16 protein-coding genes, 2 tRNA genes and 1 pseudogene are annotated in these 25,962 nt (G+C 26.2%); 13 read left to right on the forward strand and 6 right to left on the reverse strand.

Annotated features, from left to right (window positions below):
• Nucleotides 1-16 precede the first annotated feature (16 nt).
• The 7 genes from infB to CRV12_RS01960 all read left to right on the forward strand — a co-directional run bounded on the left by infB (nt 17) and on the right by CRV12_RS01960 (nt 9,749).
• Nucleotides 17-2,662 (forward strand): translation initiation factor IF-2, encoded by a 2,646-nt coding sequence (gene infB, locus CRV12_RS01930; protein WP_136130961.1) that lies wholly within the window; start codon nt 17-19, stop codon nt 2,660-2,662.
• A 63-nt stretch (nt 2,663-2,725) separates the two neighbouring features.
• Complete coding sequence (gene rbfA, locus CRV12_RS01935; RefSeq protein ID WP_136130962.1) at nt 2,726-3,088, forward strand: 30S ribosome-binding factor RbfA; 363 nt, start codon at nt 2,726-2,728, stop codon at nt 3,086-3,088.
• Between the two features lie 50 nt (nt 3,089-3,138).
• Complete coding sequence (gene truB, locus CRV12_RS01940) at nt 3,139-4,068, forward strand: tRNA pseudouridine(55) synthase TruB (RefSeq protein ID WP_136130963.1); 930 nt, start codon at nt 3,139-3,141, stop codon at nt 4,066-4,068.
• Between the two features lie 97 nt (nt 4,069-4,165).
• On the forward strand, nt 4,166-4,435 hold the full coding sequence (rpsO, locus tag CRV12_RS01945; RefSeq protein ID WP_136130964.1) for a 30S ribosomal protein S15: 270 nt from the start codon (nt 4,166-4,168) through the stop codon (nt 4,433-4,435).
• Nucleotides 4,436-4,679: 244 nt separating this feature from the next.
• Entirely contained in the window at nt 4,680-6,785 is a 2,106-nt protein-coding gene (pnp, locus tag CRV12_RS01950) for a polyribonucleotide nucleotidyltransferase (protein ID WP_136130965.1), read from the forward strand.
• A 533-nt stretch (nt 6,786-7,318) separates the two neighbouring features.
• The gene (locus tag CRV12_RS01955) at nt 7,319-9,097 is read left to right on the forward strand and encodes a DEAD/DEAH box helicase (protein WP_136130966.1); all 1,779 of its coding nucleotides are present in this window, start codon (nt 7,319-7,321) and stop codon (nt 9,095-9,097) included.
• A 220-nt stretch (nt 9,098-9,317) separates the two neighbouring features.
• Nucleotides 9,318-9,749, forward strand: a complete 432-nt coding sequence (locus CRV12_RS01960) for a YhbP family protein (protein ID WP_136130967.1) — start codon at nt 9,318-9,320, stop codon at nt 9,747-9,749.
• 112 nt (nt 9,750-9,861) lie between these two features.
• On the opposite strand, the gene CRV12_RS01965 is transcribed toward CRV12_RS01960, so the two are convergent.
• The 5 genes from CRV12_RS01965 to pepA all read right to left on the reverse strand — a co-directional run bounded on the left by CRV12_RS01965 (nt 9,862) and on the right by pepA (nt 16,637).
• Complete coding sequence (locus CRV12_RS01965) at nt 9,862-10,251, reverse strand: Rid family detoxifying hydrolase (protein WP_136130968.1); 390 nt, start codon at nt 10,249-10,251, stop codon at nt 9,862-9,864.
• Nucleotides 10,252-10,704: 453 nt separating this feature from the next.
• Nucleotides 10,705-11,712: an ornithine carbamoyltransferase gene (argF, locus tag CRV12_RS01970; RefSeq protein WP_136130969.1), complete on the reverse strand. Its 1,008-nt coding sequence runs from the start codon at nt 11,710-11,712 to the stop codon at nt 10,705-10,707.
• Between the two features lie 69 nt (nt 11,713-11,781).
• Nucleotides 11,782-14,637: a valine--tRNA ligase gene (locus CRV12_RS01975; protein WP_136130970.1), complete on the reverse strand. Its 2,856-nt coding sequence runs from the start codon at nt 14,635-14,637 to the stop codon at nt 11,782-11,784.
• 23 nt (nt 14,638-14,660) lie between these two features.
• Complete coding sequence (locus tag CRV12_RS01980) at nt 14,661-15,104, reverse strand: DNA polymerase III subunit chi (RefSeq protein ID WP_136130971.1); 444 nt, start codon at nt 15,102-15,104, stop codon at nt 14,661-14,663.
• A 27-nt stretch (nt 15,105-15,131) separates the two neighbouring features.
• Entirely contained in the window at nt 15,132-16,637 is a 1,506-nt protein-coding gene (gene pepA, locus CRV12_RS01985; RefSeq protein ID WP_136130972.1) for a leucyl aminopeptidase, read from the reverse strand.
• A gap of 885 nt (nt 16,638-17,522) precedes the next feature.
• Between pepA and CRV12_RS01990 the strand changes: the two genes are divergently transcribed.
• A tRNA-Leu gene (locus CRV12_RS01990) sits at nt 17,523-17,607 on the forward strand.
• Nucleotides 17,608-17,736: 129 nt separating this feature from the next.
• Here CRV12_RS01990 and CRV12_RS01995 read toward each other — a convergent pair.
• Nucleotides 17,737-17,819 (reverse strand) — tRNA-Leu (locus tag CRV12_RS01995).
• Between the two features lie 226 nt (nt 17,820-18,045).
• Here CRV12_RS01995 and CRV12_RS02000 point away from each other — a divergent pair.
• From CRV12_RS02000 to thrB, 5 genes and pseudogenes are all read left to right on the forward strand, one after another.
• The gene (locus CRV12_RS02000; RefSeq protein ID WP_136130973.1) at nt 18,046-18,465 is read left to right on the forward strand and encodes a DNA polymerase III subunit psi; all 420 of its coding nucleotides are present in this window, start codon (nt 18,046-18,048) and stop codon (nt 18,463-18,465) included.
• Between the two features lie 115 nt (nt 18,466-18,580).
• Nucleotides 18,581-19,560: pseudogene (serB, locus tag CRV12_RS02005) on the forward strand (phosphoserine phosphatase SerB).
• Between the two features lie 434 nt (nt 19,561-19,994).
• The gene (gene sltY / locus CRV12_RS02010; RefSeq protein WP_158676343.1) at nt 19,995-21,971 is read left to right on the forward strand and encodes a murein transglycosylase; all 1,977 of its coding nucleotides are present in this window, start codon (nt 19,995-19,997) and stop codon (nt 21,969-21,971) included.
• A 566-nt stretch (nt 21,972-22,537) separates the two neighbouring features.
• On the forward strand, nt 22,538-25,012 hold the full coding sequence (gene thrA / locus CRV12_RS02015; RefSeq protein ID WP_136130975.1) for a bifunctional aspartate kinase/homoserine dehydrogenase I: 2,475 nt from the start codon (nt 22,538-22,540) through the stop codon (nt 25,010-25,012).
• A gap of 18 nt (nt 25,013-25,030) precedes the next feature.
• Nucleotides 25,031-25,960, forward strand: a complete 930-nt coding sequence (gene thrB, locus CRV12_RS02020; protein ID WP_136130976.1) for a homoserine kinase — start codon at nt 25,031-25,033, stop codon at nt 25,958-25,960.
• Nucleotides 25,961-25,962 lie beyond the last annotated feature (2 nt).

The following is a 25,962-nucleotide window of genomic DNA, read 5'->3' on the forward strand; positions in this document are numbered from 1 at the left end:
AACGGGAAGGAATATAATGACAGATGTAACCGTACAATCGCTGGCTTCAGAAATTCAGATTTCAGTAGATCGGTTAATTAAACAATTCGCTAATGCAGGAATCTCTAAATCTGAAAATGATGTAGTAACTCAGCATGAGAAAGAAATTTTATTATCTTATCTAAATTATAAACATGGAAATCAAAATAATTCTGATACACTAACTTTACAACGTAAGATACGCAGTACATTAAGTATACCAAGTGTTGGAGGAAAACACAAATCAGTAAAAATAGAAATTCGTAAAAAACGTACTTACAATAAAAATAGTGTAGATATTGAAAAAATTGATAAAACAAAAAATAAATTTCCTGAAGAAAATGATATTAAATTAAAAAAGATAATTTCAATTAAAGACAAAATTAATAATTTACCAATAAATAAAAATAAACATACAACAAATAAAAACAAAACAAATAATAAAACAAAAAATAATCGAATTACTGAAGAAATGATAAAAAATCTGCAAAAGAAAAAAGAGCGTTTTGCAGTTGATGCTACTGAATTAAAACGTAAATCTGAGGAGACAGCACGTCGTAGAATTGAAAAAGAAGCACGTATTGCAGTAGAAAATGCTCGCATTTTAGCTGAAGACAAAGCAGAAGAGTGGAAAAAAAACGAAGAAAATGACCAAAAAATAAATAATTATAAATATACTATGCAAGCTGAAGATGACCATCAAATTGAATCTGAGCATCAGTATATGCGTAATAATAAAATATTACGTTCTATAAAAAAAGGTAATAAACGTACAGAGCAAAAAAACGACAATGAAGAACTAAGAAATGTTGTTCGTATTAAAGGCAGTAAAAATCGCAATAAACAGAACACAATACAACAAATTTTTAACAAGCCAATTCAAGCAGTTATGCGTAACGTAATAATTGGAGAAACTATTACCGTTTCTGAATTAGCAAACAAAATGGCTGTGAAAGGTTCTGTAGTAATAAAAACAATGATAAAAATGGGAGCAATGGCGACAATTAATCAAGTGCTCGATCAAGAAACTGCGCAACTTGTTGTTGAGGAAATGGGACATAAAGTAATCTTACGTCGCGAAAATGAAATAGAGGAATCATTAATAAAAAAACGTGATATTAATGCTATTGAAGAAAATCGTGCACCAATTGTTACTATTATGGGTCATGTAGATCATGGAAAAACTTCTTTACTAGACTATATTCGTTCTACGAAAATAGCACCTGGTGAAGCAGGTGGTATTACTCAACATATCGGTGCTTATCATGTAGAAACAAACAATGGTATGATAACTTTCCTTGATACTCCAGGACATGCAGCATTTACTGCAATGCGTGCACGTGGCGCGCAAATAACTGATATAGTGATTTTAGTTGTAGCTGTAGATGATGGAGTAATGCCACAAACTATTGAAGCCATACAACATGCAAAAGCAGCTAAAGTACCAGTTATAGTAGCTATTAATAAAATTGATAAAGAAGGAGCTGATCCAGAACGAATTAAAAATGAACTAACTCAACATGGTATTGTTCCAGAAGAATGGGGTGGGGAAAATATATTTGTTAATGTTTCAGCTAAAAATGGAATTGGTATAGATAATTTACTAAATGCAATTTTATTGCAATCTGAAATATTAGAGCTAAAAGCTGTACATACAGGTATGGCAACAGGAGTAGTAATAGAATCATTTTTAGATAAAGGTAGAGGTCCAGTTGCTACTGTATTAATAAGAGAAGGACAACTTAATCAACACGACATTGTTCTTTGTGGTTTTGAATACGGTCGTGTTCGTGCAATACGTGATGAGATGGGTTATAAAGTAACAAAAGCAAATCCTTCAATTCCAGTTGAAATTCTAGGTTTATCTGGAGTTCCAGCTGCAGGTGATGAAATGACAGTTGTTAGAAATGAAAAAAAAGCACGTGAAGTTGCTCTTTATCGTCAAGGCAAATTTCGAGAAATCAAATTAGCACGTCAACAAAAATCTAAGTTAGAAAATGTATTTTCTAACTTAGATAAAGATACAATATCTGAATTAAATATTGTACTAAAAGCAGATGTTCAAGGTTCTGTTGAAGCAATTTGTGATGCATTAATAAAACTTTCTACTAATGCAATAAAAGTCAATATTATTTATTGTGGTGTAGGAGGTATTACTGAAACCGATGCTACTTTAGCATCAGCATCTAGCGCTATTATAATAGGATTTAATGTAAGAGCTGATTCATCTGCTCGTGCTGTAATTGATAATGAAGGTTTAAATTTAAATTATTATTCTGTAATATATGATTTAATTGATGAAGTAAAAGCAGCTATGCTTGGTATGTTAACACCAGAATATAAACAAAACATTATTGCTTTAGCTAAAGTACGTAATATATTTAAATCAGTAAAATTTGGTGCTATTGCAGGTTGCATGGTAACGGAAGGTAATATAAAACGCCATAATTCTATTAGAATTTTAAGAAATAATATAGTAATTTATGAAGGTGAAATTGAATCTTTAAGACGTTTCAAAGATGATGTTGGTGAAGTACGTAGTGGTATGGAGTGTGGTATAGGAGTAAAAAATTATAATGATATACATGTTGATGATGTAATTGAAGTATTTGAAACTATAGAAGTAAAACGTACAATTGATTAACAACAAAATATGAAATTCGATAGGTTTTATATATACCTATCGAATAGATAGGATAAGATAATTATGATAAGAGAATGTAATCGTTCACTTCGTATATCACAAGAGATTCAAAAAGAGATAACAATCATATTACAACGAAAAATAAATGATCCTCGTTTAAATATGATGATTACTGTATCTAGCGTTGAAGTTTCTCGTGATTTATCTTATGCAAAAGTATTTGTTACTTTTTTTAAAGAAAAACAAAATTTACATACTATAGAAAATGGTTTAAAGGCACTGAAATCATCTTGTGGGTATATTCGTTCTTTATTAAGTAAAAACATGAAGTTACGTATAATTCCTTTATTGAATTTTTTTTATGATAGTTCTATTAAAAATGGTGAATATATTTGCAATCTTATTGACAAAACAAAATTAACATAAATTAATATACTATACATAACTATAATAATAAGGAACAATAAGGAATATTCATGTACTTTAGTTGTCCCAATGTCAATGGTGTTTTATTATTGGATAAATCAAAAGGTGTTTCCTCTAATTATGCATTACAAGAGGTAAGACGTATATTTAATTTTAGTAAAGCAGGATATACTGGCACTCTTGATCCATTAGCAACTGGTATGTTGCCAATTTGTTTCGGATCATCAACTAAATTTTCAAGATATTTATTAGATTCAGATAAACGTTATCTAGTTACAGCTAAATTAGGTAAACGTACTGATACTTCTGATTGTTATGGTAAAATATTAAAAGAAAGCCCCATTTTATTTAATAGAGAACAGCTAAATAATGTATTAAAAAACTTTAGAGGTAATATTTCACAAGTTCCATCTATGTTTTCAGCCTTAAAACATCAGGGTATTCCGTTATATAAATACGCTCGTAAAGGTATAATAATTCAACGTAAAGAACGTTTAATTAATGTATATAAATTAAAAGTTATCAAATGGGATAATGATGAACTAGAATTAGATATTAGTTGCTCTAAAGGCACATATATTCGTACACTTATTGAGGATATAGGCGAGCAATTAGGTTGTAGTGCTTATGTTATTGCATTGCGTAGATTACAAGTTGCAAAGTGTTCTTTATATAAGATGCTGACATTAGATCAATTAAATAAATTGTTTTCGATTTTTATTAAAACAGGTATTTCCTTAAAAGAACTTATTGATCAGTTAATATTGCCAATCGATAGTCAACTATCTCATTTGCCTGTGGTAAATTTATTACCTTTGTCAGCACGTAGATTCAAACAGGGACAATTAATATTCATCAATAAATTAACATTAAATGGTTTAGTGCGTGTGACAGAAGGAACATTGCATAAATTTATTGGTATCGCTAAAATTGCTCATAATGGTTATATAGCTCCACAATGTCTGTTAAATAATGACTAAAACATTATTTTTAGCAATTTAATAAATAAAAATATATTTTAAAATAAATCAACATCAATATACAATGTGTTTATATTCACTTAATATGGAGTATATCATGTCCCTTGATATAAAATTTAAAGAAAAAATTATTTCTAAATACGGAAAAAATTCTAATGATAATGGTACACCTGAAGTGCAAATTGCTTTATTAACTACTCGTATTAATCATCTTCAAGAACATTTTGCTAAACATAAAAAAGACTACCATGGTCGTATGGGATTATTACGTATAGTTTCTCAACGTCGCAAATTATTAGACTACTTAAAGAACAAAAACCTTATAAGATATACAAAATTAATTGAAAATCTTAATATACGTCGTTAAATTTAATTAATATTTAAGGAAATAATATGAGTAAATGTTAAATAATTTTTATATACTTATGGAATGGAGTAGTATTTTATATTACTAAATTAATTAGCAACAATTTTAAATGCAATATTTATTGTTGTTTGTTGTGATCTTTATTTTCAAAAATTAAAATTTTATGTTAATTTTTTTAATAACAAAGATCAGTAATCAATGGCACGCTAAAATAGCGTTGCCTTCAAAGTTGAGGACTTTGATTTTGTTGAACCCGATATTACGAAAATTTCAATACGGTCAACATACTATTACTTTAGAAACTGGTATGATAGCAAGACAAGCTACTTCAGCCGTAATGGTAAGTATGGATGATACTGCAGTATTTGTAACTGTTGTAGGTCAAAAAAACACTAAATGTGAAAAAGATTTTTTTTCTCTTAATATAAATTATCAAGAACGTAGTTATGCCGCTGGTCGTATTCCAGGAGGATTTTTTCGTCGTGAAGGTCGTCCCAGTGAAAGCGAAATTTTAATTGCTCGCCTAATTGATCGTCCTATTAGACCTTTATTTCCAGAGAATTTTAATGACGAAGTTCAAGTAATAGCAACTGTACTTTCTGTCAATCCTCAAATTCATCCAGATATAGTAGCAATGATTGGAGCTTCAACAGCACTATCTTTATCAGGTCTACCGTTTCATGGTCCTATTGGTGCTGCACGTGTTGGTTATATTAATAATCAATATATATTGAATCCAACTGTTAATGAACTTAAACAGTCACATTTAGATTTAATAGTTGCTAGTAGTAAAAATGCTGTTTTAATGGTTGAATCAGAAGCTAAAATTTTAACTGAAGAACAAATGTTAGAAGCTATAATTTTTGGTCACAATCAGCAACAAATAGTAATAGACAATATAAATGCATTAGTTAATGAAACTGGTAAATCCTATTGGGATTGGGAACCAGAAATAATTAATGAAAAATTAACATTACGTATTGAACTATTATCTAAAGATAAATTGAGTAATGCTTATCGTATAATAGAAAAACAAAAACGCCATGAAGAAATTAATTTCATCAAGAATGATGTTATTGCTACTATACAAGGTGAAGTTGAAGAAGATGAAGTTTTATCAGATATTCAAATAAATAAAATATTACATTCTATAGAAAAAAATATTGTAAGAAACAGTATAATAAGTGGTAATTTACGAATTGATGGTCGTGAAAAAGACATGATTCGTAGTTTAGATATTAGAACTGGTGTATTGCCTCGTACTCATGGTTCAGCATTATTTACTCGAGGAGAAACTCAGGCGTTAGTTACTACAACATTAGGAACTACTAGAGATGCTCAAAATTTAGATGAATTAATGGGAGAACGTACAGATAATTTCTTATTTCACTATAATTTTCCCCCATACTCTGTAGGCGAAATAGCGGCTATAGGGTCGCCTAAACGTCGTGAAATCGGCCATGGAAGATTAGCAAAACGTGGAATATTAGCTGTAATGCCTAGCGAAGAAGATTTTCCTTATACTATTCGTGTAGTGTCTGAAATTACTGAATCTAATGGTTCATCTTCTATGGCTTCTGTATGTGGAGCTTCTTTAGCTCTTATGGATGCTGGTGTTCCAATTAAATCTGCTGTTGCAGGTATTGCAATGGGTTTAGTAAAAGAAGATGAAAATTTTGTTATTTTATCTGATATTTTAGGTGATGAAGATCATCTTGGAGACATGGATTTTAAAGTAGCTGGTAGTAAAGAAGGTATTACCGCACTACAAATGGATATTAAAATAGAAGGTATTACTCGTGAAATTATGAAAATTGCCTTAAATCAAGCAAAAGGTGCTAGATTACATATCTTAAATGTTATGGAACAAGCTATTAGTGCTCCCAGACATGAAATTTCTGAGTTTGCCCCACGTATTTATACTATTTATGTAAGCCCAAGTAAAATAAAAGATATAATTGGTAAAGGAGGTTCAGTAATTCGTACTCTTACAGAAGAGACATCTACTAATATTGAACTGAAAGATAATGGCACAATAAAAATTGCAGCTACTGATAGTTTGAAAGCTAAAGAAGCAATTAGAAGAATTAAAGAAATCACTTCAGAAATAGAAATTAATCGTACTTATAATGGTAAAGTAACTCGTATTGCTGATTTTGGTGCTTTTGTTAATATTCATGGTACAAAAGAAGGTTTAGTTCATATCTCTCAAATAGTCAATAAGCGTATTGATAAAGTAACTGATTATTTAAAAATAGGACAAGAAGTATTAGTTAAAGTAATAGAAATTGATCGTCAAGGTCGCATTAGATTGAGCATAAAAGATGCTATAGAATTATCAAATCAATAGAAAAATATCGTCTTTTTAGTAGGATGATGTTACTTTAAACAACTTAAAATAACGTTTAATAAAATTAAGTAAAAATATTATATATTTTTGTAGGTGATATGTTTATTACATATAATTTGTGTGATTATCTGTACTTAGTTATTAATATCAATTTTATAATTCTCTCTACAGTAAATGATACATTTCAGAGACTGTATCCTAATAATATAAAACAAAACAAGCTATAATATAAAGCACAATCTAATTTAAATCTTATAACAATAAAGGAAGGTGAATATATCTAAAATTTTATGTGATTTATCTAATTACCTTAACTAATGTAATTTTAATTAAAAAATATTATAACTTTATAATTGAATTAATTAAAACTACTACCAATATAATGCAATTTAATACATTAAAAAAATCATCATCTATGATGATGTACTTTTTTTTGCTAACATTTTTCTATTTAAGTCAATCTATTAGGATATTAATACATTTATGAACAAATTATACAAATTAGTTTCGAAATTTAAAGGAACATACATTGCATGACTGATATTAAAAAAAAATTTAATGATTTTGGTTTAAAACCTGAAATAGTTAAGTCATTAAAACATATGGGCTATATACAGCCTTCACCAATTCAAATTGGTTGCATTCCTTATTTATTATCTGGTAATGATGTACTAGGCATGGCACAAACTGGAAGCGGTAAAACTGCTGCCTTTGCTTTACCTCTATTAAATAATATTAATTCTAATATAAAAATACCGCAAGTATTAGTATTATCAATCACTAGAGAATTAGCTATTCAAGTTGCAGAGGCTATCACTAAGTTTTCTCAATATATAAAAGGATTAAATACAGTTGCTCTTTATGGTGGTCAACGTTACGATATTCAACTAAGAGCACTACGTAAGGGACCACAAATCATAGTAGGTACTCCAGGACGTCTTTTGGATCATCTAAAGCGTGGTACTTTAGACTTGTCAAAGTTGAAAGGATTAGTTATAGATGAAGCAGATGAGATGCTACGTATGGGTTTTATTGAAGATGTAGAAAATATTATAGAAAGTATTCCTGCAAGTCGTCAAACTGCTCTATTTTCTGCAACAATGCCAAATGAAATTCGTCGTATAACTAAACGTTTTATGAAAAACCCTAAAGAGATAAGTATTAAATCAAATATACAAACACAACCGGATATTAATCAAAGTTATTGGACAGCATGTGGTCGTAAGATTGATGCATTAATTCGTTTTTTAGAAACAGAAGATTTTGATGCAGCAATTATTTTTGTAAGAACTAAAAGTGCTACTTTAGAAGTAGCTAATGTTTTAGAAAAACATGGTTATAATAGCGCTGCATTAAATAGTGATATTAATCAATCAGTACGTGAACAAACTTTAGAAAGACTTAAAGATTGTAGAATTGATATATTAATTGCAACTGATGTTGCTGCACGTGGTTTAGACGTAGAGCGTGTTAGTTTAGTTATTAATTATGATATTCCATTAGATGTAGAATCTTATGTTCACCGTATTGGCAGAACCGGTCGTGCTGGTCGTACTGGTCGTGCTCTCTTATTTGTTGAAAATCGTGAACGTCGATTACTACGTAATATTGAACGAAGCATTAATACAACAATAACTGAAGTTAAATTACCTAATGCTGAGATGCTTGGTCAACGTCGCCTAGCTAAATTTACTGAAAAAGTACGAAAACAACTTCAAAATAATGATCTTGATCAGTATAGAAGATTACTTTCTAAAATGCATCCAGAAAAAAACTTAGATATGGAGACCTTAGCTGCTGTATTATTAAAAATAGCTCAAGGAGAACGCCCGTTAGTATTACCCAAAGATAATCCATGTAATTTTAATCGTAACAAATTCTATAATCGTAATGAAAATCGTTATACACGAGATTTAAGTCATTCTCGTAATAAAATAGAAAAACATAACTATCAAAACGCTCATTTGAATATTAAAATGAATGAAATGCAACTATATCGTATTGAAGTAGGACGAAATGATGGTGTCGAAGTTCGACATATTGTAGGTGCTATTGCAAATGAAGGTTCCATTAGTAGTCGTTGTATAGGCAATATTAAATTATTTAATACGCATTCAACTATAGAATTATCAAGAAACATTAAATGTAATGTTATGCAGTGTTTTAATAGAACACGTATTTTAAATAAACCAATTAATATGCAATTAATAAGTGATACACAATTAAATAAAGGAAATATAAATAGACAATCTAATAAACATAATAGAAGTTTTAACTCTATTGAACGTCGTAGCGTTTGTGAGAAATCATAAACTAATTTGATTATGATTCTATAATCATCTTAATTATAACTTAACAAATATATGGTTATAGATAAACAATGTTCATTTTGATGAAAAAAGGAACTTCATGTTTTAGTTCCTTTTTATCTTTTTTAACTAAATTAATAACATTTATTTTTTTATTATGTTAATAATTATAATTTTTTATTAAAAAATTATTTGTGATTTTAAGCATTTTAAGGACATAAAAATGTATAAATGTTCTTATATTATAGATTTTTTAAAAAAACAATACATACTTTCGTTATGTTGTGTTAATAATGATAATTTGTGGTGTGCTAACTGTTTTTATAAATTCAATGAAAAAAATATGTCCTTGTGGCTCATGACTAAATTAGATACAAAACATGGATTATATATATCGCAAAATTCTAATGTATCTGGAACAATTAATAACCATGAAAAAAATATATTTTTGATCAAAGGAATACAGTATAAAGGTTTTATTTCAATATTAAGCGGAATGACAAAAAAAAAGGCACTATTTGATTATTATAAACGTTACCCGATATCCCGTATATTTAACTCACCAATATGGTCAATTAGATTAGATGAAATAAAGATGACTGATAATACAATTTCATTCGGGAGAAAAATTCTATGGTATAGAAATAAAATTTAATTAAGGGGTTTTTCATCCTTAATATAAAAAATGTTTATTATTTATAATAATTTTAATCAGAAACAGTCATAAAAAGGTAAAATTATTATGGAAGATATTGAAGAACATAAAATTAATACCGTACAGCAAAAGCTTCTATTTCGATCTTTACATCTTTTGGAAGTCTAGATACTTCGATACAAGAACGTGCTGGAAAATTAGCTTGATTTTCTGTAAAAAACAACTTATAAGCAGAATTTACTAAATCGATTTCATCAATATTTTTCAAAAAAACTGTAGTTTTAACTATATTTTTTACATCTAAACCTACTGATTTAACTATAGCTTTTATATTTTCTAGTGATTGTTTTGTTTGTTTATATATTTGGTCATCAATAATTTTACCTGTAACTGGATTTATTGGTATCTGACCGGAGATTATAACAATATCTCCTAAATCTATACCTTGAATATACGGTCCAACGGGAATTGGAGCATTTTTTGTATTTATTATGCTAAACATTTTTATTCCTATATATTTTATCTATTCTAAAATTAAATATGTAAATATTCTTTAATGAAGTATACGTATTTTATAGAATATGTTAATTAATTATGATTAATATAATTTTTATTTAGGCATGCAATAGTATTTTTAATAATTGCTAGCAAAAATAAGAGTTATTATTAATAATTATATAATAGATTTACTATTTATAACTTAAATATAATAATCTTATAATTATAAAGTTCAGTTACAAAAAATTAAGTAACTTTTGAATAAATTAATTATAATATAGTTATATTTTGAATTATTTATTATAAATATATTTAAATTTAATTGTCATATCAATCTTAAATAAATTTACATATTGTTTTTTAATAATTTTGGTTATAGTTGTACCTTTAATTGGTTTATATTAAAATAAATTAATACATTTAAGTTTCAAAATATTAATTTATTTTAATATATTAATTATATTTTAGTAAGAGTTGCTACCATAATTGCTTTAATAGTATGTAATCGATTTTCTGCTTGATCGAAAACAATACTATGGCTTGATTCAAAAACTTCATTACTAACTTCAATTCCATTTTGAAAGTTATATTTTTTTGATAAATCAAGACCTAATACAGTATTTTTGTCATGTAATGAAGGTAAACAATGTAAAAATTTGACTTGAGGATTATTAGTGAGTTTCAGCATATTGCTATCAACTTGATAACTTCTTAATAATTTAATACGGTTGTCCCAAATTTCTTTTGATTCTCCCATAGATACCCATACATCAGTATAAATAAAATCCACATTTTCTACTCCTTCTTTGATATTATCCGTAAAAATTATTCTACCACCATTTTTTTTAGATATCTGAATACAATGATGAATAAATCTATTTTTTGGCCAAAAATTTTTGTCAGTAAGAATTCTTAATTGTAATCCAGTTAAAGCAGCTACTTCTAGTATACTATTTCCAATGTTATTTCTTGCATCACCTACATAAACTAATTTTATTTCATTTAATTTTTTTTCTGGTATATGTTCTTGTATAGTTAATAAATCAGCAAGTAATTGAGTAGGATGAAATTCATTTGTTAAACCATTCCAAACTGGAATACTAGAATATTTAGCAATTTCCTCTATTAATTCTTGATTAAATCCACGGTATTGAATTCCATCATATATTCTACCTAATACACGAGCTGTATCTTTTATTGATTCCTTATAACCAATTTGGCTAGTATTTTGATTTAGATAAGTAATATTAGCACCTTGATCATAAGCAGCTACTTCAAAAGAACACCTGGTTCTAGTAGATTCTTTTTCAAATAATAATACAATATTTTTACCTTTTAGATGCTGAACTTCATTTAAATTTTTTTTTGCTTGCTTCAATTCGGAAGATAATTTAATTAAATACTGTATTTCCTCTAAAGAAAAATCTAATAACCTTAAAAAATGACGTAAATATAAATTACACATAATATCCTCATATTCAACAAAATATTGTTTTTTCATAAAATGAAATTTTTATGAAACAAACTAATTAATTCACAGATTTTTAATTTTGATTTTTTGATACATTAATCTTTCTATAAATTGTTCTAATTGTTTTAATTTATTATGTTCTTGCATTACAATAGATTTTGGAGCACGAGACATAAAATTATTGTTATCTAATTTACATCTTATTTTTCTTATTTCTAAATCTAATTGAATTATATCTTGATTTAATCGATTTAATTCAACATTTTTATCTATCGTATTTATTGTAGGTATAATTATTTCAGCGTCTTTTATAGTTTTAGTTATTGACATTAAAATTTGATCTTTATCAACTAAAATAGTCAATTTATTTAAATATCCCAATTTTACTAATAAATTATAATTAACTTTTACAATCATAATAACAAATGGAGAACAATTAGCTAAAAATACATCTATATGTTTATTTAATTTTATATTCATTTTTCTGCGGATATTACGCATTTCAGTAATAAATTGTCTTATCCAATCAAAATGTTCTTCTGATTCCTTATCTTCTTTTGCTTTTTCATAAATTGGAAATGCTTGATACATTATTGTATTATCTTTGACTTTTTTGATAATTTTAATTTTTTGCCAGATAGCCTCAGTAATAAATGGTATAATGGGATGTGCTAAACGCAGTAATGATTCTAATACAAACAATAAAGTATTTTGTGAGTTTTTAATTGCAATATTATTTTCGTTTTTTAATATTATTTTGACAATTTCTAAATACCAATCGCAAAATTCATTCCAAGTAAAATCATACAATATATTTGCTGCAATATCAAAACGATATGAATCAAGTGCTTCTCGATAAATTTTCACAATACTATTAAATTTAGATAAAATCCAACGATCTGAAATTGATAATGTATTAGCTTGATAATTTTTATGATACTCATAATGTGATAAATTCATTAATACAAAACGGCTAGCATTCCATAATTTATTACAAAAATTACGATAGCCTTCTAAACGTTTCATATCCCAATTAATATCACGACCAGTAGATGTTAAAGCGGCTAGTGTAAACCTCATAGCATCCGCACCTGATGGTTTTATTCCATTTGGAAATTCTTTTTTTGTAATTTCGCAAATTTTTTTAGATAATTGCGGTAATAACATGTTACTAGTACGTTTTATCAATAGTTGTTTTAATGAAATTCCATCTATTATGTCAATTGGATCAACAACATTACCTTTAGATTTTGACATTTTTTGACCTTGATCGTCTCGAATTAATCCAGTCATATAAACTGTTTTAAAAGGAATTTGAGATTTACCATGTTTATCTTTAATGAAATACATAGTTAACATAATCATACGAGCAATCCAGAAAAAAATAATATCAAATCCACTTACTACAACATTAGTAGGATGAAAAGTTTGAAGTAATTTATTATTTTCAGGCCATCCTAAGGCAGCAAAAGTCCATAAGCTAGATGAAAACCAAGTATCTAATACATCATTATCTTGCCATAAAATAATATTGGTACCTAAATTATTTTTATCTCTTATTTTTTTTTCGGAATAATCAACATATATTTTACCATCATTTGAATACCAAGCAGGAATACGATGTCCCCACCATAACTGACGTGAAATACACCAATCTTGAATATTAGACATCCATGAAAAATACATGTTTTCATATTGTTTTGGTATAAATTTAATATATCCTTTCTTCACTGCTTCAATTGCCATTACAGCTAACGGTTTCATATGAATATACCATTGTTTAGTTAACATTGGTTCAATAATTGCTCCACTACGATCACCATAAGGAACAGTTAAATTATGAGTTTTAATTTGTTCCAATAAACCAAGTTTACTAAGCATTTGCACAATGTTTTTTCTTGCAATAAATCTGTCAATTTTTCTAAACGGCTTAGGAATTTCATTATTATATATATTAATTTTTATACCTTTTGTATCATAAATTTGAGAATATTCACGAATACAACCATCCAATGTAAAAATATTAATCATGGGTAAATTATGACGAAGACCTACTTCATAATCAACAAAATCATGTGCTGGGGTAATTTTTACGCATCCAGTACCTTTATTTATGTCTACAAATTTATCACCGATAATAGGAATTATACGTTCTAGTATTGGTAATACAACTGATTTTCCAATAAGATCTTTATAACGATTATCATTTGGATGAACTGCAACTCCAGTATCACCTAATAACGTTTCTGGACGTGTAGTAGCAATTGTTAAATAATTTTTGCCTTCAATTGTTTTTGTTCCATTAAAAAGTGGATATCTAATATACCAAATATTAGCTTGAATATCTCTATTGTTTATTTCTAAATCAGAAATTGCAGTACATAATTTAGGATCCCAATTGACTAATCTTATACCACGGTAAATTAGCTTTTCATTATATAAATGAATAAATGCTTTTTTTACTGCTTTAGAAAAGCTATCATCCATGGTAAAGCGTTCATTTTCCCAATCTACCGAATTACCAAGACGACGCATTTGATTATTAATAGTATTACCTAATTTTTTTTTCCAACACCAAATTTTTTGGATAAATTCATCACGTCTATAATCTTGACGTATTTTACCTTCTTCTAATTTAATTTTATTTTCAATAATAATTTGTGTAGCAATGCCAGCGTGATCCGTACCAGTCTGCCACAATGTATTCTTGCCTTGCATTCTATGATAACGAATTATGATATCCATTATTGTTTGTTGAAAAGCATGACCCATATGTAAATTACCGGTAACGTTTGGTGGTGGTAGCATTATACAAAAACTTTCTCTATTCAAATCTCCATTTGGTTTAAAATAACCATTTTTTTCCCAATATTCATAAATAGTTTTTTCAAAATTTCTTGGATCAAATTTTTTTTCCATGTTTCGTTTATTATCTTAATTTTCTATAATATTATTGTATTTAGTTTAAAACCTAATTTACTATATTCTTTATAACGAATACGAGCTAATTTTTTAAAATATTCTTCATAAGGTACAAAATCTATTATTTCTTTGAAATTAGTAAATGATTCTGTAACATTTATTAATAAATTAATCAAAATATCATATGACAGCAAATTAGTTTTATTTTCCAGCCATGTTATTTCTATAGGTGCTCCGCTTACAGGTCCTCCTCCAATAAAATTATGAGGTAAAAAAGAATCCAGTGGTTTTTTCCATAAAATTTCATCAATACGTGTTGCCTGTTGCTGGTTTTCACAACAAATCAACACTTTTTTACATCGATACCAATTTTTTTTTACAATATAACATAATAATTCTTCAATATTATTTAAACCATTATCACATATATCGGCACTAATAACATAAAATGTAACTTTTTTCATAGAAATAAAATTGATAATATTAATATATTAATCATCTACATTAAATCCTGCTCGATTTAATAAATACTGTGATATCATAGCTATAGGTCTTCCTGTACAACATTTATTTTTACCTGATTTCCAAGCAGTACCAGCAATATCTATATGAGCCCAATTATATTTGCGTGTAAATTTTGAAAGAAAACATGCTGCAGTTATTACTCCCGCAGAACGATCACCAATATTTGCAATATCTGCGAAGTTAGACTCTAACTGTTCATGATATTCGTCAGTCATAGGTAAACGCCATGCACGATCACCTGATTGTTCAGAAGCATTAATAAGATCATATGCTAATGGGTTATGGTTGGATATTAAACCACTTATATGATGACCTAAAGCAATTACACAAGCACCTGTTAGGGTAGCAATATCAATAACAATTTCTGGTTCAAATCTTTCAACATAAGTTAATACGTCGCATAATATTAAACGTCCTTCAGCATCTGTGTTTAAAACTTCAACTGTCTGTCCTGACATTGTTGTTACTACGTCTCCTGGACGAATAGAATTACTATCAGGCATATTTTCGCAATTAGCCATAATACCAACTACATTAATTGGTAACTTTAACCTTGCCACTACGTGCATAATACCGTATATTGCTGCAGCTCCACACATATCATATTTCATTTCATCTAAGCCAGAAGATGGTTTTATAGAAATACCACCAGAATCAAATGTTACTCCTTTACCAATTAATATAATAGGCTTGGATGTTGAACTATCAGTTTTATAATCAATGATTGACATCAATGGTTTATTGTTAGAACCTTTGCTAACTGCTAAATAAGCGTTCATTCCTAATTTTTTCATTTGATGTTCTTCAATAATGGTAGTATTGATATTTTCAAATGTTTCTGCAAGTTTACGTGATTGTAGTGTAAGATATTCAGAATTACATATATTTGGAGGCATATTACCTAGATCTTTTGCAATCTTAATGCCAGTTGCAATTGCTATTCCATGTTGAATCGCTTTTTCTCCAATATTTAGTTCTCTTCTAGCAGATAAATTGAATACTAATTTACGTAAAGGTCTTCTTAATTCTATTTTATTAGTTTTTAATTGATTAAAATCATAAAGTGCTTCTATGGAAGATTCAACTGCTTGTCGTACTTTCCAATAAGTATTGCGTCCTTTGACATGTAGTTCAGTTAAAAAACAAACTGATTCCATAGATCCAGTATTATTTAAGGTATTAATAATTTTTTGAATTATATGTTTATACTGACGTTCATTAAGTTCGCGTTCTTTACCGCACCCGATAAGTAAAACACGTTCCGATAAGATGTTTGGTACGTGATGCAGTAGAAGCACCTGACCTACTTTCCCTTCTAATTCACCACGTCTTAGCAGAGCACTAATGTATCCTTCGCTAATTTTATCTAATTGTTCTGCAATGATAGATAAACGACGTGGTTCAAAAATGCCAGCTATAATGCAAGCACTGCGTTGTTTTTCTGGGCTTCCACTTTTTACACTAAAATCCATGCGAACTCCTAATTTTAAAAGAATTTTTTATAAAACTATAATTAAAGATATTACTATATACATAAAATAAATAATAATATTAACTATGATTTTGGAAAAAATAAAATTTTATTTTGGTGATTAATGTAATAAATATAAAAAATAATTTCCTATAAATATTTACTTTAAAATCAATGATAATATCAAAATATTAATAACGTTTTATTGTTAATAATTTCACTAAATATTTTTTGAAATAGTAATATAATACAAACAAAGTTTTTAATTTTATTTCATTAAATTAATTAAAATATACTAAACATAAAATATTACATATATTATTTTATTTGAGTACAATATGTGGTAATAGTGTTATTTGCTTAGTCAGTTAAAATGTTTTTTTAAATAAAACACTTTAGACTTTTCTAAAAAAACGTTAAAATTTATTTTTTATGCGATAATTTTGTTTACGATGATAAAATATAAAACTTTGAATAACATGAAACAGGTATTTAATATATTACTTTTACCTAAATATAATATTATACATATTTGTTTTCCACTATCTATAGAAAATTAAATACATATTTTGAAAGCGATTAACACATAATAAAATAAAAAATTTATTGTTAATAATTTTTTATTTAAATTAAGAAAATCAAGAAAGAGTTAATTATTAAGTTATATTTTTTAATATTATATAAATATTATAGGTGAAATAATGATATGTAATAAATAAATTATTGATTTAATATCATCTTATATCATAATTTTTGCAAAAAATATATAAAATAACATCTTTATTTTTAAAGAGAATTTGAATAATATGATGACTTATCATTATAATTATTATATTATTAATCTAGTAATTTGACTTTTTTATATTTTTAAATAAATTTTTAATATGCCGAAGTGGCGAAATAGGTATACGCAGCTGATTCAAAATCAGCCGTACTTAATGTACATGCCGGTTCAATTCCGGCCTTCGGCAAATAATTACAAATATAAAAATTAATTTTCGTATAATTCTATCTATTTTATTCAATGATTTTTATCTAAAGTTAGTTAATTATATTTGAATGATTTTTATAAATTATAAAAAATTGCAAACTATACATAATGCGAAGAGAGGGATTTGAACCCTCATGTCTAGAAGACACTAGCATCTGAAGCTAGCGCGTCTACCAATTTCGCCATCTTCGCATTTATTATAATACTAATAATAATCAATAAATTTAAATAAAAAAATAATTTATTTAAATTTATTGATTATCTAAATATCTACATTATTTTAAATGAATTTAATTTAAATGAATTTAATATGATATTATTTTTTATTAAATCACTAAAAAATTATTGATTATTCTTTTTTAAGAAAAATTTTATAAGTTATTATTAATATATTACAGTTAGCCAGTAGGGTTTAAATTTGATAAAAATTATAAATTACATTACTAATCATAAAATAGATTGGTTTTTATATAAATTAGGTGTTAATCAATATAAATTGTATAGACCACATTTATTAAAAGGAGTATTTAATTTAGATATTTTATCCTATATAAAATTAATTATAGTTACTAAAGAAATACCTAATCTATGTACATCTTTTATAAAAGATGTATTGTATGCTTTGAATATACAATCTTCTCAAGTAATGATAATTCAACCAGAACAATTGAAAATGTTTTTAGGTAGATTACACTGTATTTTTTGGTTAATCGGTATAGAAAATAATCCTGTATTTAAAGGAAAATTTTTATATACTTGTTCTTTATTGTATTTAATTAATAATAGTGATGAAAAACGTTCTTTATGGAAACAAATATATAATTTAAATAATTTTTAAAAAAACCAATTAAAAAGATGTAATTTTGTAAAAAATACTTAAAGTAATGATCGATATATTATTTAAATAAGAAAATAAAATAATCATTGATTATTAAATTAAGAAGGAATATTAAATGTTGAATTGCATAAATTGGTGTGATCTATCTGATGATATTTCATTATGGTCAAATTTTCCATTTTTTTGCAATGATCAAAAAAACAATTGTATTCCCATAAGCAAAATTGGATTTTATATGGCAAAGAACTAAATAAAACATTATTCATGAAATATCAACAACAAATTAATGTTCACTTAATTATCATTAATTGTTGGATTGTAGATGAATATAAAGTAATTTGCATACAAGGCATGCTGACAGCATCTGCTATCAATTTAGCATATACATTAAGATTAGATATAGCAAAATTAATTAATATTCCATCCTTAAAAAAACTAGGATTATTATTAATGGACATGGACTCAACTGCTATTGAAATTGAATGTATAAATGAAATTGCTAAATTAATAGGTATTGGAAATGAAATGGATAAGATTACTAAATGTGCAATGTTAGGAGAAATTAGTTTAGTCAGAAGTTTATATAAACGTTTAGCTATGTTAAAAGGTGTAGATATAAATATTCTTAAATATGTACTTGATAAGTTACCATTAACACCAGGTTTAATTCAATTGGTAAAAAAACTGCAAAAATTAAATTGGCATGTTGCTATTATTTCCAGTGGATTTAAATACTATGCATCTTATTTAGGAAATAAACTTAATTTAACAGATGTAATTGCCAATGAATTAGAAATTCATAACGGTAAATTAACTGGTAAAATAATTGGTCCAATAGTTGATGATCTATATAAATTAAATAGTTTAAAAAAAATTTCTCAGAGATTAAATATTCCTTTAGAACAGACTGTAGCTGTAGGTAATGGTGCTAATGATTTGTTAATGATTAAATCTGCGGGTTTAGGTATTACTTATAGAGCAAATTATAAAGTAAATAATCAAGTAAGTATAAAGATCGTTAATTCTGATTTAATGGGTATATTTTGCATTCTCAATAGCACTATAATATTAGCTATATTTGATATTAAAAAATAATATATGATAAATAATCATTTAATTAAATATCAATAATTTATATTTTGTTATAATATAAATATATTAATTAGAAATAACTTATATTAAAATAGTTTTTTTGTATTTACATGTTAATTAAATTCGTTTATTCAAATTATAAGATTTCCAATATGTATATTATTTAAAACAAGAAATTGATATACGACAAAATATTTTTATTATTTTAATAATTAAATTAATACATTATTTATAATAATATATTATAATGTCTTAAAAGTTGCTTAATAAAATATTTTAGCTATAAAACTTTTAACAATTAAATTGCATAGTATATACATTTGTTATATTAAATTTATTAGTTTAATTATGTTTTTAATTAATAACATAATAAAAATAATTTTTATGATAGATTTTTACTATTCATAATAGTATATAAAAAAAGGAAAATATGGCAAGTGAAAAATTTATGTAAATATTTAATTTTGTTTTACTTTACTACTGTAACTAATATTTTGTATGCCGATTCCATTAGTCAGCAACGTGACGATTATAAACAAATAAAAATAGCTTTAAAAAATTACAATAAAAATCTACCAGTTATAAATAAACTACTACATAAATTAAAGGATTATTCACTTTATCCTTACCTTCAATACGATATTTTAATGGAAAAAATCAAAAATGAAAAGAATTTGACTTTAATGCAAAAACCTGTAATTAATTTTATAAAAGAACACAGTGATTTAAAAGTTTCACATTTATTAAGTTATTATTTTACAGAGTTATTAGTTACAAAACATCGCTGGAAAGATCTAATGTATTTCAGTCCGAAAGCACCAAAAACAGCAAAATGTGTATGTGATTGGTATTACGCTAAATGGTCAATTGAAAAAAAACCAATACATTTTGAAGATTTAATTAAGAATTTATTAAATAGTAACCTTGTTTCCAAGAAGAATTTATTAAACAATAAAAAGAACTCAAATAATTGTGATAAGTTGTTTCTGATTCCACATAAATATATTGCAACACCTCCATCTGTGATAATCGAATATATTCGATTAGCTATGAAAAAAAATAATCATACATTAATAAATTATTTAATTAAACTTTTACCTTCAGACTATAAAAATACTGCAAATACAGTCTTAAAAATTAAAAACAATCCACTATTTATTACTGACTTTGTCAAAACAGCAAAATCTACTCCATTTAATCTTCAATTAATTAATTACTCTATTGTAAATTTATCGCCCAAACATGCTGATTTAGCAATCGAAAAAATTCCAATAATATTAAGTCATTACAAGATGGAAAATTCTGATATTCAATCGTTAAAAGAAATCGTAGCAAATAATATGATGGATAGAGAATTTACTTCGAAACAAAAAATATGGCGTGATTCAGTTATAATAAATAGTAAATCTGTTTCATTAATTGAAAAACGTATTCGTTTATCCTTAAAACAAAATAATATTAAAGATCTAAAAATTTTTATTGAGCATTTGCCGTATAACATGCAAGCAAAAGAAGAATGGCAATATTGGAAATCTTATGTATTATTAGTTTTAAACAATAATAAAATTGAATCTGATAAAATTTTATATAATTTGATGAAAAAAAATAGTTTTTATTCATTAATTGCTGCTCAAAAATTAGGTATAAGTTATCAATTTAAACAAAGTAAGACAATAGAACCTGATCCTAGTATATCGAAAATTAAAAAAATAATTAGAATAAATGAATTAATGTATTGGAACAAATATTGTTTTGCAAAGTTTGAATGGAATAAATTACTTACTAATAAATCTAATAGATTTCAGACAATGTTAGCTAGCTACGCTAATAAACAACAATGGTGGCATTTGAGTGTAGAAACCACTATTCAAGCCAAAATTTGGAATAATCTTAAGGAAAGATTTCCATTAGCTTGGAATGAATTATATAAAAAATATACTAAAGGTAAGAACATTACAAAAAATTATGCTATGGCTATTTCAAGACAAGAAAGTGGATGGGATCCTTACGTAAAATCAGCAAATAATGCTGTTGGACTTATGCAAATTAAGAATATTGCTTTTACAGATACAATGCAAATATGTCATATTAAACAATCTTTAACTATGCAAAAATTATTTAATCCTGAAAATAATATTTGGGTTGGAACAAATTATTTAGAACATATTTTCAAATTGGTTGGAAAAAATAGAGTTCTAGCTTCAGCAGCATATAATGCTGGTTTATCAAAAATAAATCAGTGGAGACGTGTAACAGCAGGTAAATTAGATGTAGTAGCGTTTATAGAATCTATTCCATTTAAAGAAACACGACAATATGTAAAGAACGTTTTATTATACAATGCATATTATAATTATTTAACGGGAAAACCTGAAAATATTTTAACTCCTCTTGAATGGAATCATAGTTATTAATTAAAATAAATTAATATATTATATGGTATTGATTATATATGGTATTAATTATATATCAATACTTATAACTAAAGATATATTAATAATATTATATTTAAATATTGATATTTTTTAGATATATTGGTAAAGATGCTAAAAAATACTTTATAAAATTTTTCTATATTATATTCCTAAAAAATAAATTATTTTATTTATATTTTTTTATATAATTCCATCCATTATGCATTCACTAATGTAGTTGTATTACAGTTATTTCATTTATATTAATTAAATAAATTATATACTTAAACGACTAATTTATATTTGATATATTAAAAACTGTATGCAATGATTACTAGTTTATTGTTAATTAAAATAAACTAGTAATCATTTAATATATTTATTTATCTGTTATCAATACTAATTTCTATAGTTCAAAATAGTGAAAAATTATTAAATTTAAATACCTTAATTATTAGTATCTATGTAAGTTAAATAATAATAAGCTGATATATAAAAGAATAAAATCACTTTAAAAAAGAAATATTTCTTAACTTTATTTGTTAAGATTAGGGAGAGTTTACACCATGCGAGTGCTGAAATTTGGTGGAACATCAATGGGTGATGCGAAACTTTTAATTCGTGCAGCCGAAATTTTGGAAGATAATGCAAAAAATGGCCAAGTCATTACTGTATTGTCTTCACCAACTAAAATTACAACTTATTTAACAGAAGTTATTAAAAATAATCTTACTAATAAAAATATTTTATTAAATATAAAGCATGCAGAGTATATTTTTTCTAGTTTACTGTTAGATTTAGTTGATATTCAACCAAAATTAAATTTTGGTTATCTAAAAAGCTTTATAGGATTGGAACTTAATAAAATAAAGAAAATACTATATGGGATAAGATTGTTAAAACAATGTCCAGACAACATATATGCTTCTGTTGTTTGCGTTGGAGGGAAAATTGCTGTTGTGATTATGGAAGAAATATTAAAAGTACGTCATAATCATACAAGCATAATTAATCCAGTGACAAAATTATTTGCATTTGGGAGCTATTTAAATTCTACAATTGATATTATTGAATCTATTCGTCGAATCAAACTGGATATAATTCCTAATAATAACATTATTCTTATGGCTGGTTCAATAGCCGGTAATGAAAATGGTGAAATAGTATTATTAGGAAATAATGGTTCAAATTATTCAGCAGCAGTTTTAGCGGCATGTTTTAATGCAGATATATGCGAAATATGGACTGATGTAGATGGTATACACAATTGTGATATAAATCAAGTGCCTAATGCAAAAACAATAAAATCAATGTGTTATCAAGAAGCTATTGAACTTTCATATTTTAATACTCAAATCTTAGATTTAAGAATAATTGAAGTTCTTGTTGATTTTAATATTAATTACTTAATTAGAAACATTATTAATGTTAAATCACCTGGAACTTTTATTAGCAATAGCAATGATAATAATCATAACAATTCAATTAAAGGTATTTTTAGTTTAAAAGATATAGTAATGTTGAATTTTTCTATACCTATTTTACAGAATTTAATTGTTGTAGAATCTCGTATAGTTTATTCTGTTTCAAAACATACTGTTTTATTATTCCTATCAATAAAAAAAAATCATCTAGAATATATTATTAATTTTTACATAGCAGAAAATAGCTTAGAAAATGTAATGCAAGTATTACAAAAAGAGTTTAAATGTGATTTCAAAAATAAATTAATTACTTCTGTAGAAGTAATTAAAAACTTAGGAATGATTTCAATTGTAGGTGATGGTATATATAATAGTAAAGGTTTATACAAAAAAATTTTTTCATTGATATCTGATAATGTTAATATTACAAATATATTAACAAATCATTCTAAAAATTCACTTTCGATTGTTTTAAATAATCATGAAGTTATAAATGCTGTTAAATTAATATATAATTCATTATTTGTTAATTATAATTCACTATTCATTAATTATAAAACAATTGAAATATTTATAATTGGAATTGGTGGAGTAGGAAATGCATTGTTAAATCAGATACATCGACAACAAAAATACTTAAGAAACCAAAAGCAAATAAAACTATCTATTTGTGGAATTGCAAATTCACAGCGATCATTAATAAATCCAGAAGAAATTAATCTCAGTAATTGGAAATTAGATTTCAATAAAACTAAAAGAATATTTAACATTAGTGAATGGGTGTCTTTAATAAAGCAAAATCACATGCCAAATCCAGTAATTGTAGATTGCACTGCTAGTCAAGAAATTGCTAATCAATATGCTGAGTTATTATCTAATGGTTTTAGTATAGTAACATCAAACAAAAAAGCTAATACTTCTTGTTGGAGTTATTATCAAAAAATACGAAATATTGCTAACACTTCAAATCGCAAATTTTTATATGAAACGAATGTTGGAGCTGGTTTGCCAGTAATTGCAAATTTAAAAAATTTATTAAATGTAGGTGATAAACTTATAAATTTTTCTGGCATTTTATCGGGTTCACTTTCCTTTATTTTTGGTAAGTTAGATGAAGGATTATCTCTATCAGAAGCAACAAATATGGCACGTGAAATGGGTTTTACGGAACCAGATCCTCGTGAAGATCTTAGTGGTATGGATGTAGCACGTAAATTATTAATTCTAGCAAGAGAAGTCGGATATAAATTAGAATTAAAAGATATAATTATTGAACCATTATTACCAAACGATCTTAAAAAGATTAAAGATGTTAATGATTTTATGGAATATTTATCAAAATTTGATGATTTATTTCAAGATAGGGTATCGAGAGCACGAAATCATGGTAAAGTGCTAAGATTTGTTGGTACTATTGATCAAGGTGGAATATGTAAAGTAAAAATCAATGAAGTAGAAGAAAATAATCCACTTCATAAAATTAAAAATGGTGAAAACGCATTAGCATTTTACAGTCGTTATTATCAACCCATTCCATTAGTTTTAAGGGGATATGGTGCAGGTAATGATGTAACAGCAGCTGGTGTATTTGCCGATTTACTGCATACTGTATCTTAATTGGGAGTTTATATTATAATGGTGAAAATCTATGCACCAGCATCAATTGGTAATGCTAATGTCGGTTTCGATGTATTAGGTGCGGCAATTGCTCCAATAGATGGTTCTTTTCTAGGTGATTTTGTTACAATCCAATCCTCAGAAAATTTTAAATTAGTTAATACTGGTATTTTTGCAAATAAACTACCCACTACCACGCAGGATAACATTATTTATCAATGTTGGAAAAAATTTTGTGAAAAAATTAATAATATTCTACCAGTAGAAATTATTTTAGAAAAAAATATGCCAATAGGATCAGGTTTAGGATCTAGTGCTTGTTCAATAGTAGCTAGTTTAGTAGCAATAAATGAATTTTGTGATAATCCTCTTAATAAAAATGAATTATTAACACTAATGGGTAACTTAGAAGGATATATTTCTAATAGTATACATTATGATAATGTAGCACCATGTTTTTTAGGAGGTATGCAACTAATTTTAGAAGAAAATAATATTATAAGTCAAAAAATACCTATTTTTAAGGAATGGTTGTGGGTAATTTCATATCCAGGTATAGAGATATCTACTGCTCAAGCTCGTTCAATTTTACCATTACAATACTGTAAAAAAGATTGTATTAAACATAGTCAGTTACTAGCTGGATTTATTCACGCTTGTTATACAAATCAGCCATATTTAGCTTCTAAACTAATGCAAGATACAATAGCAGAACCTTATCGTGCTAAATTATTAACTGGATTTATAGAAGTTAAAAAAAAATTGCAACAAATGGGTGCAATAGCATCTGGAATTTCTGGATCAGGTCCAACTATTTTTACTATTTGTGATAAAATGAACATAGCAAATCAAGCAGCAAATTGGTTAAAGTATAACTATTTAAAAAATAATGATGGTTTTGTTCATATTTGTCGCATTGATACTTTTGGTGCACGCAAATTAGGATAAAA

Source organism: Candidatus Pantoea edessiphila (assembly GCF_002933315.1).
Lineage (GTDB): Bacteria > Pseudomonadota > Gammaproteobacteria > Enterobacterales > Enterobacteriaceae > Pantoea_C.